This window comes from Streptomyces sp. NPDC039480 (genome assembly GCF_055597165.1).
Map to the genome: position 1 here is coordinate 20,320 of NZ_JBVITX010000017.1, position 26,009 is coordinate 46,328.

At 71.6% G+C, this 26,009-nt stretch carries 27 protein-coding genes and 1 pseudogene; 13 read left to right on the forward strand and 15 right to left on the reverse strand.

Going from position 1 to position 26,009, the window contains the following annotated elements; translation table 11 throughout:
* Positions 1-76: 76 nt before the first annotated feature.
* From mmuM to ACZ56E_RS37250, 5 genes are read right to left on the reverse strand one after another with little or no spacing between them, the layout of a single operon-like run.
* On the reverse strand, positions 77-976 hold the full coding sequence (mmuM, locus tag ACZ56E_RS37230; RefSeq protein ID WP_471221284.1) for a homocysteine S-methyltransferase: 900 nt from the start codon (positions 974-976) through the stop codon (positions 77-79).
* A complete protein-coding gene (locus tag ACZ56E_RS37235; protein ID WP_471221286.1) occupies positions 973-3,018 on the reverse strand; it encodes an ABC transporter ATP-binding protein in 2,046 nt (681 codons plus the stop codon). Before ACZ56E_RS37235 ends, mmuM begins: the two co-directional genes overlap by 4 nt.
* Before the next feature lie 14 nt (positions 3,019-3,032).
* Complete coding sequence (locus ACZ56E_RS37240; protein WP_471221288.1) at positions 3,033-3,938, reverse strand: ABC transporter permease; 906 nt, start codon at positions 3,936-3,938, stop codon at positions 3,033-3,035.
* Positions 3,935-4,912: an ABC transporter permease gene (locus ACZ56E_RS37245; protein ID WP_471221291.1), complete on the reverse strand. Its 978-nt coding sequence runs from the start codon at positions 4,910-4,912 to the stop codon at positions 3,935-3,937. The genes ACZ56E_RS37240 and ACZ56E_RS37245 overlap by 4 nt, the downstream gene beginning before the upstream one ends.
* The gene (locus ACZ56E_RS37250; RefSeq protein WP_471221293.1) at positions 4,909-6,759 is read right to left on the reverse strand and encodes a peptide ABC transporter substrate-binding protein; all 1,851 of its coding nucleotides are present in this window, start codon (positions 6,757-6,759) and stop codon (positions 4,909-4,911) included. The genes ACZ56E_RS37245 and ACZ56E_RS37250 overlap by 4 nt, the downstream gene beginning before the upstream one ends.
* Positions 6,760-6,964: 205 nt before the next feature.
* Here ACZ56E_RS37250 and ACZ56E_RS37255 point away from each other — a divergent pair, with 205 nt between their 5' ends.
* From ACZ56E_RS37255 to ACZ56E_RS37270, 4 genes are read left to right on the forward strand one after another with little or no spacing between them, the layout of a single operon-like run.
* The gene (locus tag ACZ56E_RS37255; RefSeq protein WP_471221295.1) at positions 6,965-8,155 is read left to right on the forward strand and encodes an ROK family protein; all 1,191 of its coding nucleotides are present in this window, start codon (positions 6,965-6,967) and stop codon (positions 8,153-8,155) included.
* Positions 8,152-9,726: a M81 family metallopeptidase gene (locus ACZ56E_RS37260; protein WP_471221297.1), complete on the forward strand. Its 1,575-nt coding sequence runs from the start codon at positions 8,152-8,154 to the stop codon at positions 9,724-9,726. The genes ACZ56E_RS37255 and ACZ56E_RS37260 overlap by 4 nt, the downstream gene beginning before the upstream one ends.
* Positions 9,727-9,759: 33 nt before the next feature.
* On the forward strand, positions 9,760-10,587 hold the full coding sequence (locus ACZ56E_RS37265; protein WP_471221299.1) for a transporter substrate-binding domain-containing protein: 828 nt from the start codon (positions 9,760-9,762) through the stop codon (positions 10,585-10,587).
* A 57-nt stretch (positions 10,588-10,644) separates the two neighbouring features.
* Positions 10,645-11,013 (forward strand): DUF6479 family protein, encoded by a 369-nt coding sequence (locus ACZ56E_RS37270; protein ID WP_471221302.1) that lies wholly within the window; start codon positions 10,645-10,647, stop codon positions 11,011-11,013.
* Between the two features lie 31 nt (positions 11,014-11,044).
* On the opposite strand, the gene ACZ56E_RS37275 is transcribed toward ACZ56E_RS37270, so the two are convergent.
* Positions 11,045-11,170: a hypothetical protein gene (locus ACZ56E_RS37275; protein WP_471221549.1), complete on the reverse strand. Its 126-nt coding sequence runs from the start codon at positions 11,168-11,170 to the stop codon at positions 11,045-11,047.
* Positions 11,171-11,196: 26 nt separating this feature from the next.
* A pseudogene (locus tag ACZ56E_RS37280) lies at positions 11,197-11,409 on the reverse strand (WhiB family transcriptional regulator); the annotation flags it as partial.
* Positions 11,410-11,486: 77 nt separating this feature from the next.
* On the opposite strand from ACZ56E_RS37280, the gene ACZ56E_RS37285 reads away from it, so the two are divergent.
* Both ACZ56E_RS37285 and ACZ56E_RS37290 read left to right on the forward strand, forming a co-directional pair.
* The gene (locus ACZ56E_RS37285; protein WP_471221304.1) at positions 11,487-11,870 is read left to right on the forward strand and encodes a VOC family protein; all 384 of its coding nucleotides are present in this window, start codon (positions 11,487-11,489) and stop codon (positions 11,868-11,870) included.
* A gap of 140 nt (positions 11,871-12,010) precedes the next feature.
* Positions 12,011-12,274, forward strand: a complete 264-nt coding sequence (locus tag ACZ56E_RS37290; RefSeq protein WP_468331379.1) for a GlsB/YeaQ/YmgE family stress response membrane protein — start codon at positions 12,011-12,013, stop codon at positions 12,272-12,274.
* Between the two features lie 19 nt (positions 12,275-12,293).
* On the opposite strand, the gene ACZ56E_RS37295 is transcribed toward ACZ56E_RS37290, so the two are convergent.
* On the reverse strand, positions 12,294-12,596 hold the full coding sequence (locus tag ACZ56E_RS37295; protein ID WP_471221306.1) for a DUF3040 domain-containing protein: 303 nt from the start codon (positions 12,594-12,596) through the stop codon (positions 12,294-12,296).
* A 138-nt stretch (positions 12,597-12,734) separates the two neighbouring features.
* Between ACZ56E_RS37295 and ACZ56E_RS37300 the strand changes: the two genes are divergently transcribed.
* Complete coding sequence (locus ACZ56E_RS37300; protein ID WP_471221307.1) at positions 12,735-13,436, forward strand: hypothetical protein; 702 nt, start codon at positions 12,735-12,737, stop codon at positions 13,434-13,436.
* Between the two features lie 24 nt (positions 13,437-13,460).
* Positions 13,461-14,456 carry a transporter substrate-binding domain-containing protein gene (locus ACZ56E_RS37305; protein WP_471221309.1) on the forward strand — a complete coding sequence of 332 codons (996 nt, stop codon included), beginning with the start codon at positions 13,461-13,463 and terminating at the stop codon, positions 14,454-14,456.
* 34 nt (positions 14,457-14,490) lie between these two features.
* On the opposite strand, the gene ACZ56E_RS37310 is transcribed toward ACZ56E_RS37305, so the two are convergent.
* Positions 14,491-15,570, reverse strand: a complete 1,080-nt coding sequence (locus ACZ56E_RS37310; RefSeq protein ID WP_471221311.1) for an NADH:flavin oxidoreductase/NADH oxidase — start codon at positions 15,568-15,570, stop codon at positions 14,491-14,493.
* Positions 15,571-15,722: 152 nt separating this feature from the next.
* Here ACZ56E_RS37310 and ACZ56E_RS37315 point away from each other — a divergent pair, with 152 nt between their 5' ends.
* Entirely contained in the window at positions 15,723-16,097 is a 375-nt protein-coding gene (locus ACZ56E_RS37315) for an ArsR/SmtB family transcription factor (protein WP_471221312.1), read from the forward strand.
* A gap of 55 nt (positions 16,098-16,152) precedes the next feature.
* Here ACZ56E_RS37315 and ACZ56E_RS37320 read toward each other — a convergent pair whose 3' ends face one another.
* Positions 16,153-17,529 carry an FAD-dependent oxidoreductase gene (locus tag ACZ56E_RS37320; RefSeq protein WP_471221314.1) on the reverse strand — a complete coding sequence of 459 codons (1,377 nt, stop codon included), beginning with the start codon at positions 17,527-17,529 and terminating at the stop codon, positions 16,153-16,155.
* 213 nt (positions 17,530-17,742) lie between these two features.
* Here ACZ56E_RS37320 and ACZ56E_RS37325 point away from each other — a divergent pair, with 213 nt between their 5' ends.
* Genes ACZ56E_RS37325 through ACZ56E_RS37335 form a run of 3 tightly spaced genes read left to right on the forward strand, consistent with a single transcriptional unit; the run spans position 17,743 to position 20,270 of the window.
* Positions 17,743-17,919, forward strand: coding sequence for a hypothetical protein (locus ACZ56E_RS37325; RefSeq protein ID WP_468605752.1), 177 nt, complete (start codon positions 17,743-17,745; stop codon positions 17,917-17,919).
* Positions 17,920-17,946: 27 nt separating this feature from the next.
* Positions 17,947-19,062 (forward strand): radical SAM protein, encoded by a 1,116-nt coding sequence (locus tag ACZ56E_RS37330; RefSeq protein ID WP_471221316.1) that lies wholly within the window; start codon positions 17,947-17,949, stop codon positions 19,060-19,062.
* On the forward strand, positions 19,059-20,270 hold the full coding sequence (locus ACZ56E_RS37335; protein ID WP_471221318.1) for a hypothetical protein: 1,212 nt from the start codon (positions 19,059-19,061) through the stop codon (positions 20,268-20,270). Before ACZ56E_RS37330 ends, ACZ56E_RS37335 begins: the two co-directional genes overlap by 4 nt.
* Positions 20,271-20,287: 17 nt before the next feature.
* Here the strand turns inward: ACZ56E_RS37335 and ACZ56E_RS37340 are convergent, their stop codons facing one another.
* Complete coding sequence (locus ACZ56E_RS37340) at positions 20,288-20,911, reverse strand: DUF305 domain-containing protein (protein WP_471221530.1); 624 nt, start codon at positions 20,909-20,911, stop codon at positions 20,288-20,290.
* Between the two features lie 173 nt (positions 20,912-21,084).
* Between ACZ56E_RS37340 and ACZ56E_RS37345 the strand changes: the two genes are divergently transcribed.
* Complete coding sequence (locus ACZ56E_RS37345; protein WP_471221320.1) at positions 21,085-22,587, forward strand: LVIVD repeat-containing protein; 1,503 nt, start codon at positions 21,085-21,087, stop codon at positions 22,585-22,587.
* Here the strand turns inward: ACZ56E_RS37345 and ACZ56E_RS37350 are convergent.
* The 4 genes from ACZ56E_RS37350 to ACZ56E_RS37365 form a co-directional block, all read right to left on the reverse strand.
* Positions 22,584-23,243: a TetR/AcrR family transcriptional regulator gene (locus ACZ56E_RS37350; protein ID WP_471221321.1), complete on the reverse strand. Its 660-nt coding sequence runs from the start codon at positions 23,241-23,243 to the stop codon at positions 22,584-22,586. The genes ACZ56E_RS37345 and ACZ56E_RS37350 overlap by 4 nt on opposite strands.
* Before the next feature lie 158 nt (positions 23,244-23,401).
* Positions 23,402-24,097 (reverse strand): HAD family hydrolase, encoded by a 696-nt coding sequence (locus tag ACZ56E_RS37355; RefSeq protein WP_471221323.1) that lies wholly within the window; start codon positions 24,095-24,097, stop codon positions 23,402-23,404.
* A gap of 52 nt (positions 24,098-24,149) precedes the next feature.
* A complete protein-coding gene (locus ACZ56E_RS37360; protein ID WP_471221325.1) occupies positions 24,150-24,866 on the reverse strand; it encodes a phosphatase PAP2 family protein in 717 nt (238 codons plus the stop codon).
* 81 nt (positions 24,867-24,947) lie between these two features.
* On the reverse strand, positions 24,948-25,883 hold the full coding sequence (locus ACZ56E_RS37365) for a M56 family metallopeptidase (protein ID WP_471221327.1): 936 nt from the start codon (positions 25,881-25,883) through the stop codon (positions 24,948-24,950).
* Between the last annotated feature and the right edge of the window lie 126 nt (positions 25,884-26,009).

A 26,009-nucleotide genomic window follows, 5' to 3' on the forward strand; every position in this document is an offset into this window, starting at 1 on the left:
CCGTCAGTCTGCACCCCACCACTGACAGTCACCCTCCGACGCCACGTTCCCGCAGGTCAACGCCGTGTCCTCAGCCCTATGACCCCGCCCCCGCGAGCGCCTCCGCCACCTCCGCGATCGCCGCGGGCCCCACCCGGCAGCACCCGCCGACCAGCCGCGCCCCCGCCGACCGCCACCCCGCGACCTGCCCGGCCGCGAACCGGGCCGGACCCCGCCAGGCCCTGGCCTCCGCGTCCCACGTCTCACCGCTGTTCGGATAGACGACCACCGGTTTCCCGGTGACCCGCGCGGCGAGCGCCACCGCGGCGTCGGCGTCCCGCGGATCGCAGCAGTTCACGCCGACCGCGACCACCTCGTCCACGTCGGCGGCGAGCGCGAAGGCCTCCTCCAGGGGCTGCCCCGCACGCGTGCGCGTGCCCGCGACGCTGTACGACAGCCAGGCCGGTACCCCGAGGCCGCGGACCGCCCGCAGCAGGGCACGCGCCTCGTCGGCGTCCGGAACCGTCTCCAGGGCGAGGACGTCGGGTCCCGCTGCGGCGAGGGTTTCGAGGCGCGGCCGGTGGAAGCGTTCCAGCGCGTCCGCGGAGAGGCCGTACCGCCCCCGGTACTCGGAGCCGTCGGCGAGCATCGCCCCATAGGGCCCCACCGACGCGGCCACCCACACCTCACGGCCGAGCCCCGCCCCGGCGCGTCGGGCCAACTCGACACTCAGACCCATGAGTTCGCCCGTGCGCCCCGCGTCGATGCCGTGCCGCGCGAACCCCTCGTACGTCGCCTGATAGCTCGCCGTGATCGCGACCTCTGCGCCCGCCTCGTAGTACGCGCGGTGGGCGGCCTCGACGGCGTCCGGCTCGTCGGCGAGCAGCCGCGCGGACCACAGGGCGTCGCTCAGGTCGTGCCCCGCTGCCTCCAACTGGTTGGAGAGGCCCCCGTCGAGCACGATCGGGCGCTGGGCGAGGGCGTCGGCGAGTCTCATACCGGCGACGCTAGCCGAGGCGCCGCCAGAGGGAAGTGGCAGGCCACCTCGTGTCCCGCTCCGTTCGGCGTACTGACCTGCGGTTCCTTCGTGGCGCACACCTCCTGGGCGACGGGGCAGCGGGTGCGGAAGCGGCAGCCCGACGGGGGCCGCGCCGCCGAGGGGGTCTCGCCTTCCAGGGGTGTGCGGTGGGTGCCGGACGCGGCCTCCGGGTCGGGCAGGTTGACCGTGTCCAGGAGGCCACGCGTGTAGGGGTGCAGCGGATGCGCGTACACCTGCTCGGCCGGGCCCGACTCCACGAGCTTGCCGAGATACATCACGCCGACGGTGTCCGCCAGATGGCGTACGACGGCCAGGTCGTGCGAGATGAACAGATAGGTCAGGCCGCGCTCGCGCTGCAGCTCCCGCATCAGGTTGAGGATCTGCGCCTGCACGGACACGTCGAGCGCGGACACCGGTTCGTCGGCGACCACCAAATCGGGGGAGAGGGTCAACGCCCGCGCCAGACCGAGGCGTTGGCGCTGGCCCCCGGAGAACTCGTGCGGGTAGCGGTGTACGGCTCCGCGCGGCAGGCCGACGGCGTCGAGGAGTCCGGCGATCAGCTCCTCCTGCTCGGCGCGGTCGCCGACCCCCTGGATGACGAGCGGTTCGCGCAGGATCTCCCCGACCCGCATGCGCGGGTCCATGGCCGCGGTGGAGTCCTGGAACATCAGCTGGACGCGGCGCCGGTGCGCGCGCCGCTCCGCCCGCGACATCCGCGCCGGGTCGGCGCCCTCGAAGCGCACCGCGCCGCCCGTCGGCTCCTCCAGGCCCGCGACGATCCGCCCGAGTGTCGTCTTCCCGCAGCCCGACTCGCCGACCATGCCGTACGTCTCGCCCTTGCGGATCGCCAGCGACACCCCGCCGACCGCGCTGACCGTCCCCCGGCTGCGCGAGAACGCGCCGCCCTTCAAAGGGAACTCCTTCACCAGCGCGTCGACTTCGAGGAGCACGGCACCCGGGGCCGCCGCGGCGGGCACGGTCGCCGGAGTCACGACGTCGTCCTCGGAGACGGCCTCGTCCGGCACCGGGTGGAAGCACGCGAACCGGTGCGCCGCACCGCGCACACCGTCGTCCGCGAGCGGCGGTTCAACGGCCCGGCACTCGGCCGTGGCGAAGGTGCAGCGCGGGGCGAAGCGGCAGCCCGTGGGGCGCACCGCCAGGTTCGGCGGCAGGCCGGGGATCGTGTGCAGCTCGGTGCCGCGGTCGGCGGTCCGCTCGGGCAGCGCCGCGAACAGCGCCTCGGTGTAGCGGTGGCGCGGGTGCGCGAACAGGTCGCGTACGTCGGCCTGTTCAGCGATCCGGCCCGCGTACATCACCGCCACCCGGTCCACACGGTTGGCGATCACGCCCAGGTCGTGCGTGACCAGGATCAGCGCCATGCCGAGGCGGGTGCGGAGATCGTCGACGAGCTCCAGGATCTGGTGCTGCGTCGTCACGTCGAGGGCCGTGGTCGGCTCGTCGGCGATCAGCAGTTTCGGTTCGCAGACCAGCGCCATGGCGATCGCCACCCGCTGCCGCATACCGCCCGACAGCTGGTGCGGGTAGGCCTTCATGCGCTCGGCGGGCTGCGGCATGCCGACGAGGCGCAGCATCTCCTGGGCGCGCGCCCAGGCCTCCTTCCTGCCGATGCCGGGGCGGTGCAGGAGCAGTGGCTCCGCCACCTGCGCGCCGATGGTCATCGTCGGGTTGAGGGACGTCAGCGGGTCCTGGAAGACCATCCCGACGGTGTTGCCGCGGACGTCCTGGAGGACGGGCGCGGGAGCGGTGGCCAGGTCCCGCCCGTCGAACAGGACGCGGCCGCCGGTGATCTGGCCGCCGGGCGGCAGCAGGCCGAGGACGCCGAGGGCGGTCATCGTCTTGCCACAGCCGGACTCGCCGACGATGCCCAGGGCCTCGCCGGGGTCGAGGGTCAGGGAGACACCGTCGAGGGCGTGGACGGTGCGGTCGCGTGAGGTGATGTCGACGCTCAGGTCGTCGATGGTGAGCAGCGGCTCGGTCATGTCCGGTTCTCCCTCTACTTCCGCAGCCGTACTTCGAACGCGTCCCGCAGCCCGTCGCCGATGAAGTTGAACGCGGCGACGACCAGCACGATCGCGATGCCCGGCGGGAAGATCAGCCACCAGTAGCCGTTCTGGGTGTAGGTGATGCCGGCCGACAGCATCGATCCCCAGTCCGCCGAGGGCGGCGGGATGCTCAGGCCGAGGAACGCGAGGTAGCTGACGTAGAGGATCGCGTCGGCGATCTGGAACGTGCAGTTGACGATGACCGTGCCGATCGCGTTCGGCACGATGTGTTTGAAGACGGCCCGCGTGCCGCCGCCGCCCATCATCCGCATGGCCTGTACGTACTCGCGGTCGCGCAGCGACAGCGCCTCGCCGCGCACCAGGCGGGCGGGGGACAGCCACGCCACAGCCGCGATGATCATGACGAGGACGCCCTTGCTGGGGGTGACGATCGCGGCGACCACGACGAGCAGGAACATCGCGGGGATGGCGAGCGCCGCGTCCGTGATCCGCATCAGCACGGCGTCGACCCAGCCGCCGAAGTAGCCGGAGACCGCGCCGTAGACGGTGCCGAAGAGCGTGGCGAGGAGACCTGCCGCCAGGCCGATCTCCAGTGAGGTCTGTCCGGCGACCATCAGGCGGCCGATCATGTCGTAGCCGAGGTCGGTGGTGCCGAGGAGGTGGCCGGGGCTGCCGGGCGGGAGGTTCGCCTGCGACAGGTCGGTGTGCACCTGCTCGGTGTCGTGCACGAGGGGGCCGAGGTAACTGAACGCGAGCAGCAGGACCAGCACCACCACGCCCGTCAGGGCGAGCTTGTTGCCGGTGAAGACCCGCAGCGTGCGGCGGGCCAGCGAGGGCGTGGCCCGCTCGGCGTCCTCGTGGCCCGGCGCGGTCGCGGGGGCAGCGGTGGTGGTCATGCCACGCTCCGTATCCGGGGGTCGAGGACGGCGTACAGGACATCGGTGAGCAGCGAGCCGACGACGGTGGCGACACCGACGACGAGCGTCACGCCGAGCAGGACGGGGAAGTCCGAGCCCTGCGCGGCGTTCCAGAACAGCAGCCCCATACCGGGGTAGTTGAACATCGACTCGACGACGAGGGCGCCGCTGAACAGCGTCGGCAGGTAGAGGCCGAGGAGCGTCGCGAGGGGGATCAGCGCGTTGCGCAGGACGTGCCTGACCATGATCCGGCGGCTCGACTGGCCCTTGGCCATCGCCGTACGGACGTATTCCTCGGTGAGGTTGTCGAGCACCGCCGAGCGCATGTAGCGGCTGAACATCGCGACGATGCCGAACGCCATGGTGACAACAGGGAGCACCAACCCCGTGAAGTCGCCGAGGAGTTCACCGATCGTCACGCCCTGCGGGGCCTCCGCCGGAAGGATGGGCATGACCTGCGCGAACAGGATGATCATGATGAGGCCGAGGAAGAACACCGGCGTCGCGTACAGCAGGAAGGCGAGGCCCGTCAGCGCGTAGTCCGACGCCTTGCCGCGTCGTACGGCCTGCAGCAGCCCGAGCGGGACCGCGATGACCACGGCGAGCACGGTGGACAGGACGGTCAGGAGCAGCGTCTTCGGCAGCCGCTGCTTCAGCAGGTCGAAGACGGGCGAGTTGAGCTTGAAGGACTCGCCGAGATCACCCGTGAGGAGCCGCTTCAGGTACATCGCGTACTGCATGGGCAGCGAACGGTCGTACCCCTGCTGGTGGTTGAAGTGCTCGATCTGCTGCGGTGTGCCCTTCGGGCCGAGGATGGCGCGGGCGGGGCCGCCCGGCAGCAGGTGCAGGAGCACGAAGACGATGACCGACACCAGGAAGAGGACGACGACCGCCTGGAGGAAGCGCTTGACCAGGAACCCGGTGAAGCCGGTGGGGCCGGCGGATCTTGTCACTTCTCGGCTCCCTTCTTCTTGACGTAGTACCAGTGCTGGGGAGCGAAGGTGACGGTCGGGTTCTGCTCGACCCCGCGCAGGTCGTTGCGGATCACCGAGACCTGGTACGCCGGATTCGGCATCCACATGACGGGCAGCTGCTCGGCGAGGTACTCGCCGTACTCGTGCACGGGCTTCATGTCGGGGGAGTACTGCATGCCCCGCAGGATGCGGTCCGCCTTCTTGTCGCTGTAGTTGCCGAAGTTGGCGGACGCGCCCGTCGAGAAGAGCTGCTCGCCGCTGGGGTTGAGCGGGTAGTACCAGCTGCCTGCCGTCCCGAAGAACGACATGTCCCAGTCGCAGCCGGGGTCCTTCTCCTTGCATGGGACAGAGTTGCCGAGCACCGAGTTCAACGGCTGCTGGCGGACGGTCAGCTGGATGCCGGCCTTGGACAGGGACGACTTCAGTTCCTGCATCATGTTCGTCGTCTCGGTCGACCCCGACTGGGAGAGCAGGGTCAGTTCGAGCGGGGCGTCCTTCTCGATGTCCTTGCCGCACCGGCCCTCGCCCGTTCCGGGGCGTACGCAGCGTGCCGTGCCGTCCTTCGTGCGCCAGCCGTGGGCTTCGAGCAGCCGCCGGGCCTTGTCGACGGAGAACGGGTACTTGTTCTTCTCCATCTCGGGGGAGAGGTACTGGCTCTTCGGTGTCACCGGCACCGGGCCGAGCGTCGGTGTGGCGCTGCCCTGCCAGATGACGTCGCTCATCGCCTTCTGGTCGACGAGGTGCTGCATGGCCTGCCGGATGTAGAGCTGGTCCATCATCGGGCCGCCGTGCGTGGAGTTGAAGTTGTAGACGATGTACGTCGCCGCCCAGCCCTCCCACGGATCGACCCGGTAGCCCTTGTCCTGGAACTTCTCCTTCTGCGCCAGCACCGACGGCGGGATGTAGCCGTAGTCGACGCCGCCCGAACGCAGCACGTTGTACTCGGAGTCGGCCGTCGTGAACGGTTTGAAGACCACCTTGTCCAGGTGCGGGCGCTCCGACTCCGGGCCGGTGTACTTCTCGTTCGGCACGATGGTGACCTGTCCGCTGTCGCGCCATCCGGCGAGCTTCCAGGGCCCGTTGACCGTCTTCCAGAGCGGGTCGGAGCCGTACGAGCCGAGGCTCTTGGCGTGCTTCGTCAGGCGTGCGAATACGGCCTTGGCGCCGGCGGGCGTGCGGTCCCAGTCGCCGATGGGCCCGCCGTCGGTCTTCGCGTCCCAGGCGTGCTGGGGGAGCGCGCGCAGCAGGGTCAGCTGGTTGGCCGTGAACCAGTCCGGGTTGTACGCACGCGTCAGGTGCAGCCGCACGGTGTGGTCGTCGAGCGTCTCGAACCGCTTGACGTTGTCCGGCATCGTACCGACCGAATAGCTGCCCCACTCCGCCTTGTTGGCCCTCACCAGGTGGAACCAGAACTCCAGGTCACGTGCGGTGACGGGCTTCCCGTCGGACCACTCGACGCCCTCACGAAGCGGCACCGTCACGGTCCTGTTGCCGTCGCTGTACCGCGGCTCCAGGCCCAGCGTGCCCGGCCCGTGCGTGGTCAGCTCGCCGCCCGCCTCGTCCAGCACGGCGTCGTACACCGGTGTGAACAGCAGCGAATTGATCCCGTAGTTGTACGAGGCGCCATAGCCCGGCGCGCCGATCGGGAAGATCCAGTTGGGCGTCGCGGCGGGCGGCAGCGCCATCGTCGCCGTGCCGCCCTCCACGGGCGTGCCGCCGGTGGGACCCATGTCGATGCGGCCGCCCTCGCGGGTGCATCCGGTGAGGACCGCCGCGAGGGCGAGCAGCGCGGCCGCCGCGGACCTGGCGGACCTGAATGAGCGCATGGCGATACGCCTCCAAGGGGTACGGCGCCGGCCCGTGCCGGGAAACGACGGGGCGGCGCCCGAACGCTAGGCCGGGCGTGAAAACCAAGTCAATAGCTTCATTCGGCAAGAAGTGGAAAACCCGGGGGGGCTGGCCAACTTGCTTTGATCGAACCTAGAGTTCGTGTCGGTCTCGAACGAAGGCTCCGAAACAACTGGGGGTGGCATGACCGAAGGACCACGCGGCGAGCCCGGCTCGGCGCAGCACATCGTGCATCTGGTCTCCTCGGGCGCGGCCACGTCCCGGGCCGACCTCGTGCGCGAGCTGGGCCTCGCCCCCTCGACGGTGTCCCTGCGCGTGCAGGAACTCGTCGACGCGGGACTGCTCAGCGAGTCCGGCGAGGGCGCCTCGCGCGGCGGCCGCAGACCCCGGCTGCTGCGCGTCGCCGCACACGGAGGCGTCGCCCTCGCCGCGGACCTCGGCAGCCACCACGCGCGGCTCGGCGCGGTCGACCTCGGCGGCACCGTCACCGACGCCGTCGACCTGCCGCACGACATCACCGCGGGCCCGGAGTCCGCGGTGGACTGGCTCTGCGGCCAGGCCGAGGCGCTGATCGCCCGCCAGCGGGAGGAGGGCCGGACGGTGCGCGCGTTCGGCGTGGCCTTCCCCGGCCCCGTGCAGCCCGCCACCGGTCTCGTCCTCAGCCCGTCCCGCATGCCCGGCTGGCACCGCTACCCCCTGCGCGACGTCCTCGCCGAGCGGCTCGGCATCCCCGTCACCGTCGACAACGACGCCACGATGATGGCCGTCGGCGAGCACCGCGTCGCACGCCCCGACCTCGACCACCTCGTCGTCGTCAAGGCAGGCCGCGGCATCGGCAGCGGCGTCATCTCCGCGGGCCGGCCGCACGACGGCGCCAACGGCAGCGCGGGCGACATCAGCCACGTCCGCGTCGACGCCGCGGGCGACCGCCCGTGCAGCTGCGGCAACATCGGCTGCCTGGAGACCGTCGCGAGCGGCGCGGCCCTGATCCGCGAACTCGCCCGGCAGGGCGCCGAAGTGACCGACACCGCAGGACTGCTGCGGCTCGTCGCGGACGGCGACCCGCAGGCCACCACCCTCGTCCGCACCGCCGGACGGCACATCGGCACGGTCCTGTCCGTCGTCGTCAACTTCTTCAACCCGCAGGCCGTGGCCCTCGGCGGCGTCCTCGCCACGGCGGAACCCCTGGTCGCCGCCGTGCGCGGGGTGCTCTACGAACGCTGCCTGCCCCTCGCCACGGCCGACCTGGAGATCACCACGACCGTGACGGGCGTCGACGCGGGCCTCCTCGGCGCCGGCCTCACCGCCCTGCGCCGCCACCTCCCGACCACCCCGGCGGCCCCCGCCCCCCAGGAAGAGAGCGCACCCGCATGACCCCCTCCGCGCACCGTCGCCGCCTGCGCATCGGCATCGGCGGCATCGGCATCGAGTCGTCCACCTTCTGCCCGCACCGCTCCACCACCGACGACTTCCGCCAGACCCGCGGACAGGAGCTCCTCGACCGCTACACCTGGACGCGGGCGGACTCCGACCTCGCGGACACCGTCGAATGGGTGCCCCTGCTGCACGCCACCTCACTGCCCGGCGGACCGGTGGAAGCGGAGTCGTACCTGTCACTGAAGGACGAACTGGTCACGCGCATACGGGCGGCGGGCCCGCTCGACGGCCTCGTGTACGACATCCACGGCGCGATGAGCGTCATGGGCCTCACCGACGCCGAGGCCGACCTCACCGAAGCGGTCCGCGCGGCCCTCGACTCCGTCGGCACCCCGGACGGCACGGGACGGCCGATGATCTCCGCCGCCATGGACCTGCACGGCAACGTCTCGCGCCGCTTCGCCGAGCCCGTCGACCTGCTCACCGCCCACCGCCTCGCCCCGCACGAGGACGCCTGGGAGACCCGCGAACGCGCGGCCCGCAACCTCGTGCGCTGCCTCCTCGACGGCACCCGCCCGCACCGCGCCTGGGTCCAGGTCCCGGTCCTCCTGCCCGGCGAGAAGACCAGCACCCGCCTGGAGCCCGCCAGGTCCCTCTACGCCTCCCTCGCCGAGATCGAGCGACTGCCCGGTATCCTCGACGCCGCGCTGTGGGTCGGCTACGCCTGGGCCGACGAACCGCGCTGCCAAGCCGCCGTCGTCGTCACCGGCGAAGACGCCGAACTCGCCGCCGCGGAGGCCGAGAAGCTGGCCCGCCGCTACTGGGACGCGCGCCGCGACTTCGTCTTCGTCGGCCCGACGGGCTCCGCCGAGGAGTGCATCGAGAAGGCGGTGGCCTCACCCCGGCGCCCCTTCCTGATCAGCGACTCGGGCGACAACCCGACGGCGGGCGGCGCCGGCGACCTCGCGTACATGCTCGGCAAGCTGCTCGAGAACGACGCGATCCGCGACGGCCGGGTCACCGCGGTCCACCCCGGCATCACCGACCCGGTCGCCGTCGCCCACTGCTTCGACGCGGGCGTGGGCGCGCAGGTCACGCTGAGCGTCGGCGGCAAGGTCGACCCGCATCACGGCGGACCGTACGAACTCACCGGAACCGTCGTCGCGTTGCAGCGCGCCACCGACCGGAAGGACCGCGCGGAGGGCGGCGCGTACGACCGCGGCGTCGACATGGCGGCCGTGCGCAGCGGCGGCCTCACCGTCGTCCTCGTCGAGCGCCGCAAGCCGTTCCACACACTCGCCGACTTCCTGGGCCCGGCGGAGGGCGGCCTCGGCATCGACCCCCGTACGTACGATCTCGTGGTCGTGAAGATCGGCTACCTGGAGCCCGAACTCCACGACATGGCGGCCGACTGGCTCCTCGCCCTCACACCGGGCGGCGTCGACCAGGACCTGCCGCGCCTCGGCCACCACCGGGTGGAGCGGCCGCTGTACCCGTTCGACGAGGACGCCCACGACGGCGGGACGCCCGACCTGACCCCGGCCCTGCTCACCCCGCTCGCTCCCTGAAAAGGGAGGACCACCGACGCAAAGGAGCTCTCTGTGAAGCGTGTCGCCACCTTGTCCGCGCTGGTCTGTCTGCTGGCCGCCACGGCCGCCGCGCCCGCCGTACCCGCCGCTCCCGAAGCGGGCCGTCGGCCGGACGGCCACCACGCGCGCAGCCTCCTGGACACCGTGCCGAAGAAGGGTGTCCTCAGGGTCTGCACGACCGGTGACTACGCCCCCTTCACGAAGCTCGACCCCGCCGAAGGAACGTACAGCGGCGTCGACATCAAGATGGCGCGGGACCTCGCGAAGAGCCTCGACGCCAAGCCGAAGTTCACCGCCACGACCTGGGCGGACCTGACCAAGGACGTGGTGGCGAGGCGCTGCGACATCGGCGTCGGCGGCGTCTCCATCACCCTGCCGCGCGCCCGTCAGGTCTACTTCAGCGAGCCCACGCGCGAGGACGGCAAGACCCCGATCGTGCGCTGCGCCGACAAGGAGAAGTTCGGGGCGGGCGCGCTCGCGGACATCGACAGGCCGGGCACGACCGTCGTCGTCAACCCCGGTGGTACGAACGAGCAGTTCGCCCGGGCGAACATCAAGCGGGCCACGATCAAGCTGCACCCGGAGAACACCACGATCTTCCAGGAGATCATCGACGGCCGGGCGGACGTGATGATGACGGACGCGAGCGAGACGCTGTACCAGTCGAAGATCCACCCCGAACTGTGCGCCCTCCACCCCGACAGGCCCTTCACCTTCTCCGAGAAGGCGTACGCGATGCCGCGCGGCGACGACGAGTTCAAGGCGTACGTCGACCAGTTCGTGCACCTCGCGACGCACGACGGGACGTATGCGAAGTACGAGGCCGAGTGGATGGGGTGAGCGGGTCCGGACGGGCGCTTCCCGGATGGTGACGGACGGCGGGGGTACTCGGCGCCCATGACCTATCTCAGCGTGGAACAACTGGCAGCCGTGCCCGGGGGCGGACTCGCGCCGTTCCTGACCGGACTGGGGATCGCCGTCCTGCTGGTCTGGGCCGTGTGGTTCGGGATCCGGGTCCGCGGCAGGGAACAGCGTCCGCCGAAGCCGCAGGAGCAGCCGAAGCTGCCTGCCGAAGGGCCCGTCGGGTCGGTCGTGGAGCACCGCGAGCCCGACGAAGTCCCGCAGGACGGCGGCAGGCTGACGCCCCACCAGCTCAAGGGGTCGGGCAACGTCGCCTCCAAGCGGAGCGACGACCAGCGGCCCCGGCGCTGGAACCGGGGGAGCAGCGGCGCCTTCGGCAGCGGCGGCCCGGGCACGCGCGGATAAGGCCACGGCCGGCCCTGCGGGCACATCCCCGTCAGGGCGCGGCGTGCGGCCGCGCGGCCCGCGGCAGCGTCACACCGCCGCGGACCGCGCCGACCGGGCGGGGCGCGACGACCGCGTCGACCGGGCGGACCGTGCCGACCGGGCCGAGTGCGCCCACTGAGCCCTTCTCCGCAGGTCCGCCCGCTCCTCCGTGCAGGTCCCGCCCCACACGCCGGACTCCCCGGCCTCAAGGGCCCAGGCCAGGCACTGCACCCGCACTTCGCACTGGGCGCAGACCTCCTTGGCGGCGGCGGTGTCCCGTGCGGCGGGTCCCGTCGTGCCGACGGGGAAGAACAGATCGGGATCCTCTTCGGTGCAGGCGGCTTTCTTCAGCCACTCCATGCTCAACAACTCCATGTCCGCGCGGGTTCCCAGGGCCAAAGCCCGGAAACCGGGGCCCGTTTGGGCGGAAGGGCGCGGGGGACCCGGCCACCATGACCGTCCACAAGAACACCGTGCTCGTACTGGACTGCTCGGAGCCCGAGAGGCTCGCCGAGTTCTACGCCGGACTCCTGGGCGCCGAGGTGCAGTTGAGCAAGGACCCCGACTATGTAGAGGTCACCAACGAGAACGGCGTCTGCCTGGCCGTGCACAGGGAGCGCGACTACATCCCGCCGAGCTGGCCCCGTCCGGAGGACTCGCAGCAGGCACACCTGAGGATCATGGTGGCCCGGTACGACATGGACGAGGCCGAGCGCGAGGCGGTCGGCCTCGGCGCGCGCCCGGTCGACACGAAGGACAACAACGGGCCGCGCGACACCCGCACCTACTCCGACCCGGCCGGGCACTCCTTCACGCTGGCCGCGATCCCCGAGTGAGCGCCGAACGCCCCGAGCCGCCCGGGGCGTGAGCCCCGCCGTATCGCGGAGCCCGCGTCCGGAGCCGGATTGCGGGGCCCGTCCACGGGCACCCGGTGGGTCCGAACACAGTGACGAATGGACCCGACCAAGGGGCAGTGATGGAGATTTCGGGACTCATCAGCGCGATTCTGATCGGCGCCCTCATCGGCATCCTGGGCAGGCTCGTCCTGCCCGGGCGGCAGCGCATCGGTCTGCTGTGGACGATCGTCGTCGGCATCGTCGCCGCGCTCATCGGCACGGCCGTGGCGGCGGGCCTCGGCGTGGCCGACACCGACGGCGTGGACTGGGTCGAGTGGCTCATCCAGATCGCGCTCGCGGCCCTCGGCGTCGCGGCCCTCGACCGGGTGAAGCTGCGCCGCTGACCCTCCCGGCCGGTCCGCCTCACGGCTCCGTCCACCGGCACAGCAGCCGCAGGAACCCGATCAGCGTGAGCGGCCACAGGAAGGCGAAGGCCCAGATCGCGCCGGGGTTCGGGGTGCGGATGCCGATGACGAGGAGCGTGCAGGACACGGTGGCGAGGAAGGCCACGGTGAGCGGGCGCGGCGTATGCGTGAGGACGGCGCGTACGCGGCGCCCGGCGCGCAGGAACCACATGCGGGTCTTGAGCCGACGGTCGTTCCGCAGGGCCGCTTCCATCTCGTCGAGGATGCGCTGCTCGTGCTCCGGAAGCCGGTCTGTCGTCATCGTCACCCCTCTCAGGCCTCACAACTCCCTCCGAGTATGCGCGTCTTGACGTCCATTGGCGTCTATTGATGCCTCTCGCATCACTCTCTGTGGCATCCTTGCCGTCCGCATGTAGCTCGCTCGGGGGAGGGGTTCCACATGGTCGCGCAGTCGAAGCCCGTGCCGCCGGGCGGCGGGGCCGCCCAGGAGGGCGCGGGCGGGCCGGGCGGAGACGGCGGGCCGGCGCCGGACCCCGAGGGCAGGCGTTATTTCACGGTGCTGTTCACCGTCCACCTCGTCCTGATGCTCATCCTCGTCGCCATCGCGGTGATCGGCGACTCGGCCACCGCCCTGACGGTCGCGGGCGGCGGCTTCATCGCGTACGTGTCGGCGATGACGCTCTACGCGCGCAGGGACGAGCGCAAGGAGGTCACGCAGCATCTGCTGGCGTTCCTCGCGGCGTTCACCGCGGCGGCCGTCATCGGCGGCGTCCTGTGGTGGGTCCTCGCGGCGCGGCCCGACGACGTCACGGGCGACGCGCACCTGACGGGCAGCGCGCTGGCCGCGGGCGCGACGGTGCGGCTCGACGTCAAGGCGCAGCCGGGCGGCAACGACGAGTTGAGGCTCTCGTTCACGGCACGGGACAGTGCGGCGGGCGCATCGCCGTGCCTGCGCATGGGCAAGCTGAGGTTCCAGGGAGAGGACGTCGCGGCCGAGGCGCCCGTCGACCTGGAGGAGACGTTCAGCACGACCCTCACGCTCGACGACCCCGGCCCCGAGGTGTCGGTCGACATCCAGCTGGTCGGCGCCGCGGCCTGCCGGGTCGAGCTGACGCTGGAGAAGGCGGAGTACCGCCGGTAGCCCAAGGAGAGTGCCACCGTGCCCATGCCCGGCAGAACATCGTCGTCCCGTCGCGTGCCGCGCCCTCGACGGCCCACCACATGCCTGCTGGCTCTCTCCCTGGCCACCCTGGTCGCCGCGTGCAGCGGTGGCGGCGGCACCGACGACGGCCCCGGCACCGCGTCGCCCTCCCGCACCGGCGGCTCCGCCGGGGGCGGCCACGCGTCCCTCTTCGACAAGGAGACGCTCAACATCGCCGTCAAGAAGGGGCAGCCGGGCTTCAGCACCCGCAGCGAGGAGGAGGACGACTTCGCCGGTTTCGAGGCGCAGTTGGTGCAGTTCCTCGGCTCCGACCTGGACTTCAAGGCCGCGGACTGGGACGTCCAGTCCCGCAACCGCGAGAAGGTGCTGCGCGAGCGCAGCATGGACCTGGTGGTGGCCACGTACTCGATCACGGAACCCCGCGACAAGAAGATCGACTTCACCGCCCCCTACCTGAAGACCTACCAGGGCGTGCTCGTCCGTGAGAAGGAGCGGGGCATCGACAGGCTGGCCGACGTCGACGGCAAGCGGGTGTGCAGCGTGCGCGGGTCCACCGGTGACCCCGAGAGCGAGCAGGACGACAAGGCGAAGAAGTCCGTGCGCGACGCCCTGGGCCCGAACGTGGTGGCCGAGCTGCGCAACAGCTACAAGACGTGCGTGAGGGAGCTGACGCGCGGCAACTTCGACGCCGTCTGGACCGACAAGATCATCCTTGAGGGCTTCGCGCAGGACCCGCGGTACAAGAACGACGTGAAGGTGGTCCGCAACATCACCGTCAAGAAGCTGCAGTTCTACGGAATCGGCCTGCGCGAGGGCCACGAGGCCGACTGCCGCAAACTGAACGGCGCCATCAAGCGCTTCCTCGACACCCAGTGGACGCTCGCCTTCCGAGCCCACTTCTCCGACATCACCGACCGCCTGGCCGACTACGAGCAGCAGTACAAGCCCACCGACGACGAGTTCGAGGCGCTCGCCGAGACGTCGTGCGGGGACAACTAGGCACACCCAGGCCCCCGCCGACGCGCTCGTGTTCTCAGACGGAGCGGTGGTACTGGTCCGGCACGTGCACCTCGGCGCCCAGTTCACGCGCCGCGCGCCGCGCCCACGAGGGGTCGCGCAGCAGTTCGCGGCCCAGCAGGACGGCGTCCGCCTCGCCGTTGGCCAGGATCTTCTCGGCCTGTGCGACATCGGTGATCAGACCGACCGCGGCGACCGGCAGCTCCGTCTCGGCCTTCACCCGCGTGGCGAACGGGACCTGGTAGCCGGGCTCGACGGGGATCCTGACGCCTGCCGCGTTGCCGCCCGTGGAGACGTCGAGCAGGTCGATGCCGTGCTCCTTGAGGTCGGTGGCGAAGCGGACCGTGTCGTCCGCCGTCCAGCCCGCCTCGTCCAGCCAGTCGGTGGCGGAGATGCGGAAGAACAGCGGCTTGTCCTCGGGCCACACGGCCCGCACGGCGTCGACGACCTCCAGCGCGAAGCGCGTGCGGTTCTCGTACGAGCCGCCGTACGCGTCGGTGCGCTTGTTGCTGTGCGGGGAGAGGAACTCGCCGATCAGATAGCCGTGGGCGCCGTGGATCTCGGCGATGTCGAAGCCCGCGTCGAGCGCGCGCCGCGCGGCGGCGGCGAACTGCTCCACGACCTCGTGGATCTCCTCGACGGTGAGCTCCGTCGGCACGGGGTGCCGCTCGTCGAAGGCGACCGCGCTGGGCGCGACCGGCTGCCAGCCGTACTGGTCCGCGCCGACCGGGGCGCCGCCCTTCCACGGCCGGTCGGTGGACGCCTTGCGGCCCGCGTGGGCGAGCTGGATCGCCGGGACGGTGCCCTGGCTGCGCAGGAAGTCCGTGACGCGGCGGAAGGCCTCGGCCTGGGTGTCGTTCCAGATGCCCAGGTCGTACGGGCTGATGCGGCCCTCGGCGCTGACCGCGGTGGCCTCGACGATGATCAGGCCGGTGCCGCCGGTGGCGCGCGCCGCGTAGTGCGCGAAGTGCCAGTCCTGCGGGACTCCCGCCCCGGGACCCTCGGGCGCCGCCGAGTACTGGCACATCGGGGGCATCCATACCCGGTTCGGGACGGTCAGCGATCGCAGGGTGTAGGGCTCGAACAGCGCGCTCACGGCGGGCTCCCATTCGTCGGGGCTGATGTGCTCCTCGTACGATAGACCTCGTAGTACGGCGGATGTCAAACTACGATGAGTCTCGTACGATGGTGCGCATGGATCGCCCGGGGACCAAGCGCTCGGGGCGCACAGGACGAAGTGGAGCCGCCATGACGACCGCCGCCGCGACCGGCAGCGCGAGCAGCAGGACGCTCGCCCACCCCGCGCCCGAGGAGATCCGCCTCGAAGCCGTGCTGCACGCCCTCGCCGATCCGATGCGGATGCGGGTGGTCCGGGCGCTGGCCCGGGAGGAGGGCGCGGCCGGACTCTCCTGTTCCTACTTCGAGCTGCCCGTCACCAAGTCGACGTGCACGCACCACTTCCGGGTGCTGCGCGAGAGCGGCGTCATCCGGCAGCTCTACCGCGGCACGGCCAAGCTGAACGTGCTGCGCCGCGACGACCTCGACGTGCTCTTTCCCGGCCTGCTCGACAGCGTCCTGGCCGCGGCGGCCCGCCAGGCCGACCGCCTCGGCGAAGAGGGCTGACCGGCCCCGGCCCCGGTCCACCGGCCGGTCCGGTCCACCGCACGGGGGTTCGTCCCTAGCTCTGCGGTCCCGGCACCCCCCGCGCCGCCTCCCGCAGCCCCTCCCAGTCCGGGATCTTCACCACGCCCCGGCCGAGGGAGTGGCCGAGGCGAGCCTCCGCACGTTCGATGGCCAGCCAGCCCGGCCACTCGACCGGACACAGGCCCGCGGCCCGCAGCGCCGTCAGCGGATCCTCCGGGAGCCGGCGCAGGGCGAGGGCGGGGGCGTCGTCCAGCAGGGACTGGACCGTCTCCTTGGAACACGGGCGGTTCGTGCCGATCACGCCGGTCGGGCCGCGCTTGATCCACCCCGCCACGTACTCGCCGGGCGACGGCACGCCGTCGCGCAGCACCCGCCCCGCCGCGTGCGGCACCGTGCCCCGCCCCGCGTCGAACGGCAGCCCTTCCAGGGGCACTCCGCGGTAGCCGACCGAGCGGAGCACCAGCTGCGCGGGGATGTCCTCGTACTGCCCGGAGCCCGTCACCCCGCCCCGGCCGTCCGGCAGCGTGCGCTCGAACCGGGTCAGCGCGACCCGGCCCGCCGCCCCCGCCGTCAGGGAGACCGGCCGCAGGAAGAAGCGGAGCCTGATCCGCCGCGCCAGGCCCCGCACCGGGCGCTCGGCCCAGCCACGCAGCACCTCCACGTTCCGGCGGCTCGCGGCGGGCAGTCCCGAAGGGTCGGTGTACGCGGGGTCCAGCGCCAGCTCCGCCGGATCCAACACGATCTCGGTGTCTGGGAGCGAGCCGAGCTCCCGCAGCTCCTTGGTGGTGAACCGCGCCTGCGAGGGCCCGCGCCGCCCCACCATGGACACCTCGCGCACCCCGCTGCCCGCGAGCACGCCGAGCGGCGCGTCCGGCATGTCGGTGGGGAGCAGTTCGGCGGCGCCGCGGACCAGCATGCGGGCCACGTCCACCGCGACGTTGCCGACGCCGATCACGACGGCGGAGTCCACACCCTGCACGAACCCGTCCTGCGCGTATCCGTCCGTGAGCGCGTCCGGATGCGCGCTGTACCAGGAGACGAACTCGGTCGCCGAATAGCTGCCCGGAAGATCCTCGCCGGGCACCCCGAGCCTGCGGTCCGCCGCCGCGCCGACGCAGTAGACCACCGCGTGGTAGAGGTCGAGCAGCCGAGCAGGGGTGAGGGCGCCGGAGCCGATCTCCAAGGAGCCGAGAAAGCGGACGCGCTCGTGTTCGAGGACGGTCCGCAGATTGTTCTGCAGCGACTTGATCTTCTCGTGGTCCGGCGCCACCCCGTAACGCACCAGGCCGTACGGACAGGGAAGCCGGTCGAGCACGTCGACCCGCACGTCCGGCACGCGGTCCTGCTGGACGAGGGACTGTGCGGCGTACACCCCGCTGGGGCCGGAACCGACGACGGCGACCTGCAGCACTGTGGTGCTCCTTCCGCGAGACGCGCCCGGGACGATTTCAGGATCGCACCGAGAGCCGCGCGATGTCAGGGGTGTGCGACCGTCCGTGCGCGCGCTGTCAGGGCCGCACGCAATGCCCCGATAAATGTCCAATTACCTGTGTGGACGGGTTCTATTGCTCGCGGGAGCATGGAACTCCGGGTTACCGCGGGGTGCAGAAGAAAGGGGAGTTGCGTGAGTGACAAACTTTCCGAAATCCTTTCCGGGCTGACGCCGTCCGATGTCGTGGTCGATTCCTTCGGGCGCATCGTGATCACGGATCCGGAGGTGGCGAAGCAGCTCCGTGAGCTGTCGGACGGCACGGCCATGCTCGTGCCCAACCAGTCCTGCAACCACGGCTGCGGCGGCTGACCGGCGACCACGGCGGAGGTGTCCTCGATGGGGGCAGGGTCGGAGAAGAACGACGGAGGCTCGGTCCTCCAGCGGGAGCGCATCCACTCCCTGCGAAATGACGTCTTCCATCTCATCCTGCTCCCTACGGAGCAGTGCAATTTCCGCTGCACCTATTGCTACGAGGATTTCTCGGTGGGCCGGATGCGTCCGGAGATCGTGCAGGGCGTGAAGAAGCTCATCGAAAACCGGCTCACCGATCTCAGGGTTCTCAACATCTCCTGGTTCGGTGGCGAACCGCTGCTCGCGGTGGACATCATCGAGGACGTCTCCCGCCTGGCCGCGGGGGCCGGCGCGGATACCGGCGCGGGCGGCGGTGCTGCCGCGGGCGCGGACCGGAGCGGCGGGCCGCGATTCTCCGGCGATGTGACCACCAACGGCTATCTGCTCAACACGGCCGTGGCGGAACGGCTCGCCGCGGTAGGGGTGACCTCCTACCAGATCTCCCTGGACGGTCCGGAGCGGCTGCACGACACGACCCGTGTGAGGGCGGACGGCCGGGGCTCGTTCCGCAGGCTGTGGCAGAACCTGCTGGCCATCCGGCGGGGCGACCTGCCCGTCACGGTGACGCTGCGGGTGCACCTGACGCCGGCCAACCTGCCGGCGATGCCGGAGTTCCTGGTGCTGCTCAGGGACACCTTCCTGGACGACCCCCGCTTCTCCGTGCACCTCAAGACCGTCGAGCGGCTGGGAGGCCCGGGCGACGACCGGATGGACGTCGTCGACAAATCCACCCGGCCCCGTACGATCGCGGACCTCACCGCCCTGCTGCGAACGGGCGGCCGCACCCCGACCGTGCCGGACGCGCCGGTCTGCTACGCGGCCCGCCCGAACTCCCTCGTGATCCGGGCCAACGGCCGGCTCGGCAAATGCACGGTGTCGCTCGACGACCCGGCCAACAACCTGGGCGAGCTGCGTCCCGACGGCACCCTGCGGTTCCGTGACGGACTCCTCGCCCCGTGGCTGCGCGGCTGGCAGAGCGGCGACCGGCAGGCTCTCGCGTGTCCCGCCGACGGATTCACCCTGCGGGACGCCGACGCGCCCGCCCCGCCGGAACCCGTACTCCTGCAGATCACCCCGGCGCCCCACAGGGAGCGCCGATGACGCGGCCGCCCGGCACGGACACCGCCGTTCCGGCGCTGCCCGCCAGGGAGTTCCTGCGCCACCACGAAAGGCTGCTGAGGCCACCGCTGGACCTCTGGGCCACCGAGCTGTACGAGCAACTGACCGCGCTCGACGCGGCGAGCGCCGAAGAGCCGGGCGTCATGGACACCGTCTCGTCCCTCATGAACAAGGCGGGCTTCGTGCTGGCCGCCACGGGAGACACGTACTTTGCACAGCACGCGTGCGAGTGCCAGCTCCGCTGGGTGGCGCAGCGCCACAGCGACTGCGGTGACGCCGGAATGCTCGCGCACGCGTTCCAGCCGTGGATCAACACGGGGCGCCTGCACGGCCTGCGAGGCGACCTGGAGCGGGCGCTGCCGCACTTCACCGTCGCGGAAGAGGCGGCGGCGCGGCGCCCCGTCTCCCTGGGACCCTGCCACGTACCGGAGGACGCCTGGCCGGACATCTTCGACGCCGCACCGGCACTGCACGACGTGCTCTGGAACGCGCAAACGCTGGAAACGGCCAGGTGCTACCTCAGGCGGCGGGACTTCCCCGGCATGGCAGCCGCCCTGGCCCGGCTACGGAGCACCGTGCCGACCGCGTGGCACTCCTTCCTCACCGAGGGGGAGATCCTGTGCCTCCTGCACCAGGGCAGAGCGGACGAGGCCGTGGCACGGGCCGGCTCGGGAGACCCCGCCTCCGCCTACGACGAGGCTGCCTTCCGGCTGCACGCGGCGACAGGTCTCGTCCTGCGCGGGGACGTCGACGAGGCACGCCGACAGACGGTGGAACTGGCCGCCTTCCTCACGCAGGCCCTGCCGAGCCGCCCCAAGGACGCGCCCACGCTGCTGCGCCAACTCCGGCAGCTGGCAGCTCTGTTGGAGCACGTGGAGGAACCACGTTACGCACTGGCCGTCAGCATCCACGGACTCGACGTGTGCGACACCCACGAGGACGAGCCGCTCCGTCTGCGCTTCCTGGAGAGTGCTCTGCGCCTGGCACCGGGGCACCCTCGAGCGGGTGCCTGGGAGCGCGCCCGGCGTCACCTCATCGGCCACAGCCTCTACCGGGAGGTCCGCAGCGGCTCAGGCCGCACGGTGGACGTCCGCCCGGTGGACGTGCGGAACACTCCGGTGTTCTCGCGTCTGGTCCGGGCCATGGAACAAGCCGCCGCGGGCCGCTCCGGCCTGCTCCACGTCGACTGACCCCTGCACGCCCCGCGTCACCCCATCTCCCGCATCCTGCCGATCTCGCTCGACTGCTGCGCCACGACGTCGTTCGCCATCTCCTCGACCTGGATGTTGTTGCCCTCGGAGAGCACATCCGAGGCCATCGTGACCGCCCCGCTGTGGTGCGTGATCATCAGCTTCAGGAAGAGCTGGTCGAACGCCCTGCCCTTCGCGGCGCGCAGCTGCTTCAGCTGCACTGCGCTGGCCATGCCCGGCATCGTCGAGTGATCGTGCCCCGCCTGTCCGCGCGGGCCGCCGTGCTTCTTGAGCCAGCCCTTCATCGCGTCGATCTCCGGGCGCTGGGCCGCGCCGATGCGGGACGCCAGCCGCTTGATCCGGCTCGACTCGGCCCGTTTCGAGGCCAGTTCGGTCATCCGCAGGGCCTGGCCGTGGTGGACGATCATCATCTGTGCGTAGGTGAAGTCGGCCGTGTTGGGGGAGTCGTCATCGGATCTCTGCCGTGCGGCGTCCTTCGCGGACATCGTCGCCGCGGTCTCGCCCGGCTTGCCCGGCACGATCACCGAAGGCCCCGAGGGCGCCTCGCGCCCGGCGTCGGACTTGCCCCCGCCGCCCGTGCCGGAGTCGCACCCCGCGAGGACGAGGGCCGCGGCGGCCATGAGCGCGGTGGCGGCGGACGTACGACGGTTGAGCACAGCGGCCTCCTGTCGGTTCGCGGGTCCGTTTCCGAGTTCGGTCAAGCGCCTGCCCCCTGTTGATATGTGCATGATGAGCACGATACTGCGGGTGTCCGTGACCCGTTCCCCTGCGAACGGCGACAAGGGAGGACGCAGTGACCCTGTTGAGCAACCCCCGAACCCGGCGCAGACGGCTGACCGTCGGCGCGGCGGCAGCCGGACTGCTGGCCGCGCTGCTGACCGCGGCGCCCGCGGGAGCCATCCCCGACCCCGGTGACACTCCCACCGCCCCGAAGAGCGTCTCCAAGAGCGACGCCGACCGGACCAGGAAGGCCATCGAGCGCGGAGAGATACCCGCGCCCGACGAGATCGCCCACTCCGCCAACATCGAGCACCTGGCCAACATCCCCAAGGACGCGCTGCCCGGCAACAACACGGACCTCGCGTTCCAGGGCAAGTACGCCTTCGCCGGCAACTACGACGGCTTCCGGATCTACGACATCAGCAACCCGAAGGCCCCCAGGACGGTGTCCCAGGTCCTGTGCCCCGGTTCGCAGAACGACGTCTCCGTCTCCGGCGACCTCCTCTTCCTCTCCACGGACTCCTCGCGCAGCGACGACTCCTGCAACAGCACCACGCAGCCCGCGACGGAGAAGTCCTCCTGGGAGGGCATGAAGATCTTCGACATCAGCGACAAGGCGAACCCCAAGTACGTCTCCGCCGTCGAGACCGCCTGCGGCTCGCACACGCACACGCTGGTGCCGGAGCGCAGGAACGTCTACGTGTACGTCTCCTCGTACTCCCCGGACGCAGCGTTCCCCGACTGCCAACCGCCGCACGACGGCATCTCCGTCATCAAGGTGCCGCGCAAGGCCCCGGAGCGGGCCGCGGTCGTGAACTTCCCCGTGCTCTTCCCCGGTGAGGGCCCCGACGGCGGCGGCAACCCGGGCGGGCCCACCAACCCGGGCGTCCGCAAGACCACCGGCTGCCACGACCTCACCGTGCTGCCCTCCGAGGACCTCGCGGCGGGCGCCTGCCTGGGCGACGGCATCCTCTTCTCCATCAAGGACCCGGAGAACCCGAAGATCATCGACCAGGTCCAGGACAACAAGAACTTCGCGTTCTGGCACTCGGCGACCTTCAACCAGAAGGCGAACAAGATCGTCTTCACCGACGAGCTCGGCGGCGGCTCCGGCGCCACCTGCAACGCGGCCACCGGCCCCGAGCGCGGCGCCAACGGCATCTACGACATCCAGGGCAAGGGCGACAAGCGCAAGCTGGTCTTCAAGAGCTACTTCAAGATCCCCCGCCACCAGGCGGACACCGAGAACTGCGTGGCCCACAACGGCTCGCTGATCCCGGTCAGGGGCAAGGACCTCATGGTGCAGGCCTGGTACCAGGGAGGCGTCTCCGTCTGGGACTTCACCGACTCGAGCAAGCCCAAGGAGATCGGCTACTTCGAGCGCGGCCCGCTCTCCACCGACAAGATCACGACAGGCGGTTCCTGGTCGGCGTACTACTACAACGGCCGCGTCTACTCCAACGACATGGCCAAGGGCCTCGACGTCCTGAAGATCAACGACAAGCGGACCGACCCCGCGCAGCGGGTCCGCCTGCACGAGCTCAACGTCCAGACGCAGCCCGACTACTTCGACTAGCCGGGCCGCACCGACGGCAGCGGCCCCAGCGGCCGACTCGTGGAGGTCCCGTCGGGCGGTGCGCCGCCCGGCGGGACACCGAGCCCCCAGTCGAGCTCGTACCGCTGGAACAGCTCGGCCCGCAGCGTCACCAGCGGCATCGGCGCCCCGGGAATGAGCAGCGCGAAGACCGCGCCCATCAGGAGCGCCCGCAGCAGCGGATAGTCCCGGTCCACGTCGTGCGATCCGTACCGCACGACCGTGTCGCGCAGCAGCTCCGCGAGCCGCTGCTGCTCCGGGCACTGCACGAAGCCCTCCGCCTGGAGGATGCCCGCCATGTGCGTCCGCATCAGGAGCGGCTCGTCGCGGGCAAGCCCCAGGATCGCGTCGACGGCCCGCGCCATCCGCTCACGCCCGTCATCGGTGCGCGGCTCCCGCTCCAGCGCCGCCTCCAGCGTGCGGTGCATCAGCCGGTGCACCGCGGACTGCAGCAGCTGGCGCTTGCCGGGGAAGTAGTACGACACCAGCCCGCGGGCGGCGCCCGCCCGGTCCGCGATGTGGCCGAGCGTCGTGGCCTCGTAACCCCGCTCGCCCACCAGCTCCACCGTCGCCTGCAGCAGCCGCTCCCGGGAACGTCTGCGCAATTCTTCATTGACCGATGGGCTACGCGGGGACATTCTGTAACTCCTGCGTTGACTGGCTCCGAGCCAATATACTCAGTGCGTCCCGAGGCGGCGTCTCGACAGAGACCTCGCGCGGGTCGCTGGAGCCTGGGGCAGGCAGCACCGCGGGGGAGTGTTGCCTGCCCACAGGCGTGCGTCCGTGCGGCCGTCCGTCATCCGACGAGGTCGAGCACGGGGCGCAGGGCGCCCGGGCGCCGGTCCACCGGCAGGTGGTCGACGAAGTGCACCACACACCCCAGGCCGGCCGCGCCCCCGTCGGCTCTCCGGTCGTCACCGACCATGAGGGTGTCCCGCGGGTCGACGCCGAGCGCGTCACAGGCCAGCGCGAAGAGACGCGTGTCGGGCTTCTGGATCTCGTGTTCGTACGACAGGACGTACGCGTCGACGTACGGATCGAGCCCATGGGCGCGGAAGACGGGCCGCAGGTCCCAGCCGATGTTGCTGACCACCGCGACACCGATGCCCCGCTCCCGCAGCCCCGTCAGGACCTCGGCGGCGTCGGCGTAGGGCTGCCACGCGGGCGGCGTCATGTGCCGGTCGTACAGCGCGTCGTACAGCCGCGGATCGGGCAGCGGCACCTCGCGGGCGAGGCCGGTGTACGCGGCGCGGTGCAGCTCCGCGCTCCGGTCGCGGACGGCCCAGAGCTCGTCGAGATGCCCGGGCACGGCGACGGGGTGGGCCCCGCCGGGCAGCGCGCCCGCCCGCTCCAGCGCCGCGGCGGCCGGCCCCGACTCCTCGGCGGGCCACGCGACTTCGAGCTCACCGAGCACGGCCCGCAGCCAGGAATCGGCCGACTCGATCCGGAACAGCGTCCCGGAGAAGTCGAAGAGCACGCCTTTGATCGTCATGTGCGGAGTCCTCCGAAGCGTCGTCGAGGGAAGAGCCGAGGGGGGAGAGGGGTCAGTCCGTGCTGCCCGTGCTGTCCGTGTCGTGCGTGTTCTCCGTGGTGTGCCTGCCGGGGCCGTACGCGTACGTCGCCACCGTCAGCGCCACCGTCAGGGCCCCGAGCAGCCAACCGCCCACGACGTCCGTAGGCCAGTGCACGCCGAGCCAGATCCGGGTCAGACCGACCCCGGCGACAGAAACGGCGGCGAGACCCAGGCCGGTCCGCCACAGGGCGGGGCCCGCGCCGTGCACGCGCAGCAACCACAGGAGCAGTCCGCAGACGAGCGCAGCCGTCATCGCGTGCCCCGAGGGGAACGCCGCGTAGTGCGCGGAGTCCACCGGGTCCGGCCACACCGGGCGCGGCCGGTCGACCGCCGCCTTGAGCCCCTGCTGCACGACCGACCCGGTCAGGCAGGCGCCGGCGACCCAGAGCGCGAGCAACCGCGCCCCCCGCACCACGAGCCAGATCACCACCACCGCGGTCAGCGCGCGCATCGTCCACGGGTCCCACACCCAGTCGGTGAGGATCCGGCTGACCCGTGTGGTGCCGGGGTCGTCCACCGCCCAGCGGTGAGTGGTGCGCGCGATGTCGTCGTCGAGCGAGAGCAGGGGCCGCCACTCCAGTGCGACGAGGAGGAGCAGCAGGAGCGACGGCACGGCGAGGGCCGCCGCGGTGACGGCGGCGCGGGAGCCGGGCGGTCGGGTCGGGGAGTCGGGGGGCGCGGGGTACATGCATTGATCCTCGCCGACGGGGCGGGGCGGAGGCCATCCCGGGGGGCGGAGCCGGGCGCGTCGGCCCGCGGGGGCGACTGCCTAGCCCAGCGCGCGCAGGCCCGGTACGAACGTGACCAGGACGGGGATCACCGGCACGAGCGCCGCCGTCGCCGTCAGGCGCAGCCTGCGCCCCGCCGTGAGGCGCGGGCGGGCCGCGAGCAGCCGGTGCACGCGCTGCGGGACGTGCGCCTGATGGGCCGGGCAGGGGCCGAACACACCGCGGTCCTCGTTGAGTTCGACCAGGGCGAGGGCGATCGTCAGTCGGCCGAAGCGGCGCGACGCCACGTCGTCGGCGGCGAGCTCCACCAGGCGGTGCATCTCCGCGCGGAACGCCGCGAACACCCGCACCTGCGGGAACCCGACCGCCAGCGCGCCCGAGCAGTGCAGCAGCCAGTCGTGCCTGGCCTGGGCGTGCCCCTGCTCGTGCGCGAGGACGGCATCGAGCTGACGGCCCTTCAGGCGCCGCAACGCGGCGGTGGTGACGACCAGTTGAGGCGCCTGGCCCGGCAGCCACCAGGCGTCGGGGCGCTCACCCTCGAGGACCACGAGACGGTTGCTCCCCGGCTCCTCGCCGGGCAGCAGCGGCGAACGTACGAGCAGTTCGGACCGCCGGCCGGACCGCCGGGCCCGCGCCCGGGCGATCTCCCGGGTCAGCATGACCGCTGTCCACACGCCTCCGCAGGCCAGCACCACGGCGGTCGCCGCGGCCCAAGGGCCGGGTGCCTGCAGGGCGTACGCCTCGACCACGGCGTGCGGAGCGGGAGCGAAGACGTGTCCGCGCACGGCCTGCCACGCGGCGGCGGCGCTCAGCGTCATCGAGAGCGCGCAGCAGACGAGGACACCCGCCACGACGCACTGCCAAGCCCACAGCGCGACCACGGGTTCGCGCTCCGGCCAGTCGGCCCGCGCGAGCATCCGGGGGGCGACGACGGCGGTCAGGGCGCCCAGCAGCAACAGCGCGACGGGGACCATCATGCCGCCCAGCCTATGAGGGTCGGGCTGCCCGAGGGTATGGGCTGCCGTCCCAAGTGACGCACGCCACGGCCGACACGGGCGCATCTCACGTACGAGTGACGACCGCGGCCCGCGGGCCGGGACGGC

Bases quoted from the DNA above. Each gene is read 5' to 3' on its own strand.
- ACZ56E_RS37335 (WP_471221318.1), top strand. From the start codon at position 19,059: ATGACGCGGCCGCCCGGCACGGACACCGCCGTTCCGGCGCTGCCCGCC.
- ACZ56E_RS37315 (WP_471221312.1), top strand. From the start codon at position 15,723: ATGACGACCGCCGCCGCGACCGGCAGCGCGAGCAGCAGGACGCTCGCC.
- ACZ56E_RS37360 (WP_471221325.1), bottom strand. From the start codon at position 24,866: ATGTACCCCGCGCCCCCCGACTCCCCGACCCGACCGCCCGGCTCCCGC.
- ACZ56E_RS37355 (WP_471221323.1), bottom strand. From the start codon at position 24,097: ATGACGATCAAAGGCGTGCTCTTCGACTTCTCCGGGACGCTGTTCCGG.
- ACZ56E_RS37260 (WP_471221297.1), top strand. From the start codon at position 8,152: ATGACCCCCTCCGCGCACCGTCGCCGCCTGCGCATCGGCATCGGCGGC.
- ACZ56E_RS37285 (WP_471221304.1), top strand. From the start codon at position 11,487: ATGACCGTCCACAAGAACACCGTGCTCGTACTGGACTGCTCGGAGCCC.
- ACZ56E_RS37365 (WP_471221327.1), bottom strand. From the start codon at position 25,883: ATGATGGTCCCCGTCGCGCTGTTGCTGCTGGGCGCCCTGACCGCCGTC.
- ACZ56E_RS37270 (WP_471221302.1), top strand. From the start codon at position 10,645: ATGACCTATCTCAGCGTGGAACAACTGGCAGCCGTGCCCGGGGGCGGA.
- ACZ56E_RS37250 (WP_471221293.1), bottom strand. From the start codon at position 6,759: ATGCGCTCATTCAGGTCCGCCAGGTCCGCGGCGGCCGCGCTGCTCGCC.
- ACZ56E_RS37235 (WP_471221286.1), bottom strand. From the start codon at position 3,018: ATGACCGAGCCGCTGCTCACCATCGACGACCTGAGCGTCGACATCACC.
- ACZ56E_RS37295 (WP_471221306.1), bottom strand. From the start codon at position 12,596: ATGACGACAGACCGGCTTCCGGAGCACGAGCAGCGCATCCTCGACGAG.
- ACZ56E_RS37350 (WP_471221321.1), bottom strand. From the start codon at position 23,243: ATGTCCCCGCGTAGCCCATCGGTCAATGAAGAATTGCGCAGACGTTCC.
- ACZ56E_RS37290 (WP_468331379.1), top strand. From the start codon at position 12,011: ATGGAGATTTCGGGACTCATCAGCGCGATTCTGATCGGCGCCCTCATC.
- ACZ56E_RS37340 (WP_471221530.1), bottom strand. From the start codon at position 20,911: ATGGCCGCCGCGGCCCTCGTCCTCGCGGGGTGCGACTCCGGCACGGGC.
- ACZ56E_RS37240 (WP_471221288.1), bottom strand. From the start codon at position 3,938: ATGACCACCACCGCTGCCCCCGCGACCGCGCCGGGCCACGAGGACGCC.
- ACZ56E_RS37300 (WP_471221307.1), top strand. From the start codon at position 12,735: ATGGTCGCGCAGTCGAAGCCCGTGCCGCCGGGCGGCGGGGCCGCCCAG.
- ACZ56E_RS37330 (WP_471221316.1), top strand. From the start codon at position 17,947: ATGGGGGCAGGGTCGGAGAAGAACGACGGAGGCTCGGTCCTCCAGCGG.
- ACZ56E_RS37255 (WP_471221295.1), top strand. From the start codon at position 6,965: ATGACCGAAGGACCACGCGGCGAGCCCGGCTCGGCGCAGCACATCGTG.
- ACZ56E_RS37305 (WP_471221309.1), top strand. From the start codon at position 13,461: ATGCCCGGCAGAACATCGTCGTCCCGTCGCGTGCCGCGCCCTCGACGG.
- mmuM (WP_471221284.1), bottom strand. From the start codon at position 976: ATGAGACTCGCCGACGCCCTCGCCCAGCGCCCGATCGTGCTCGACGGG.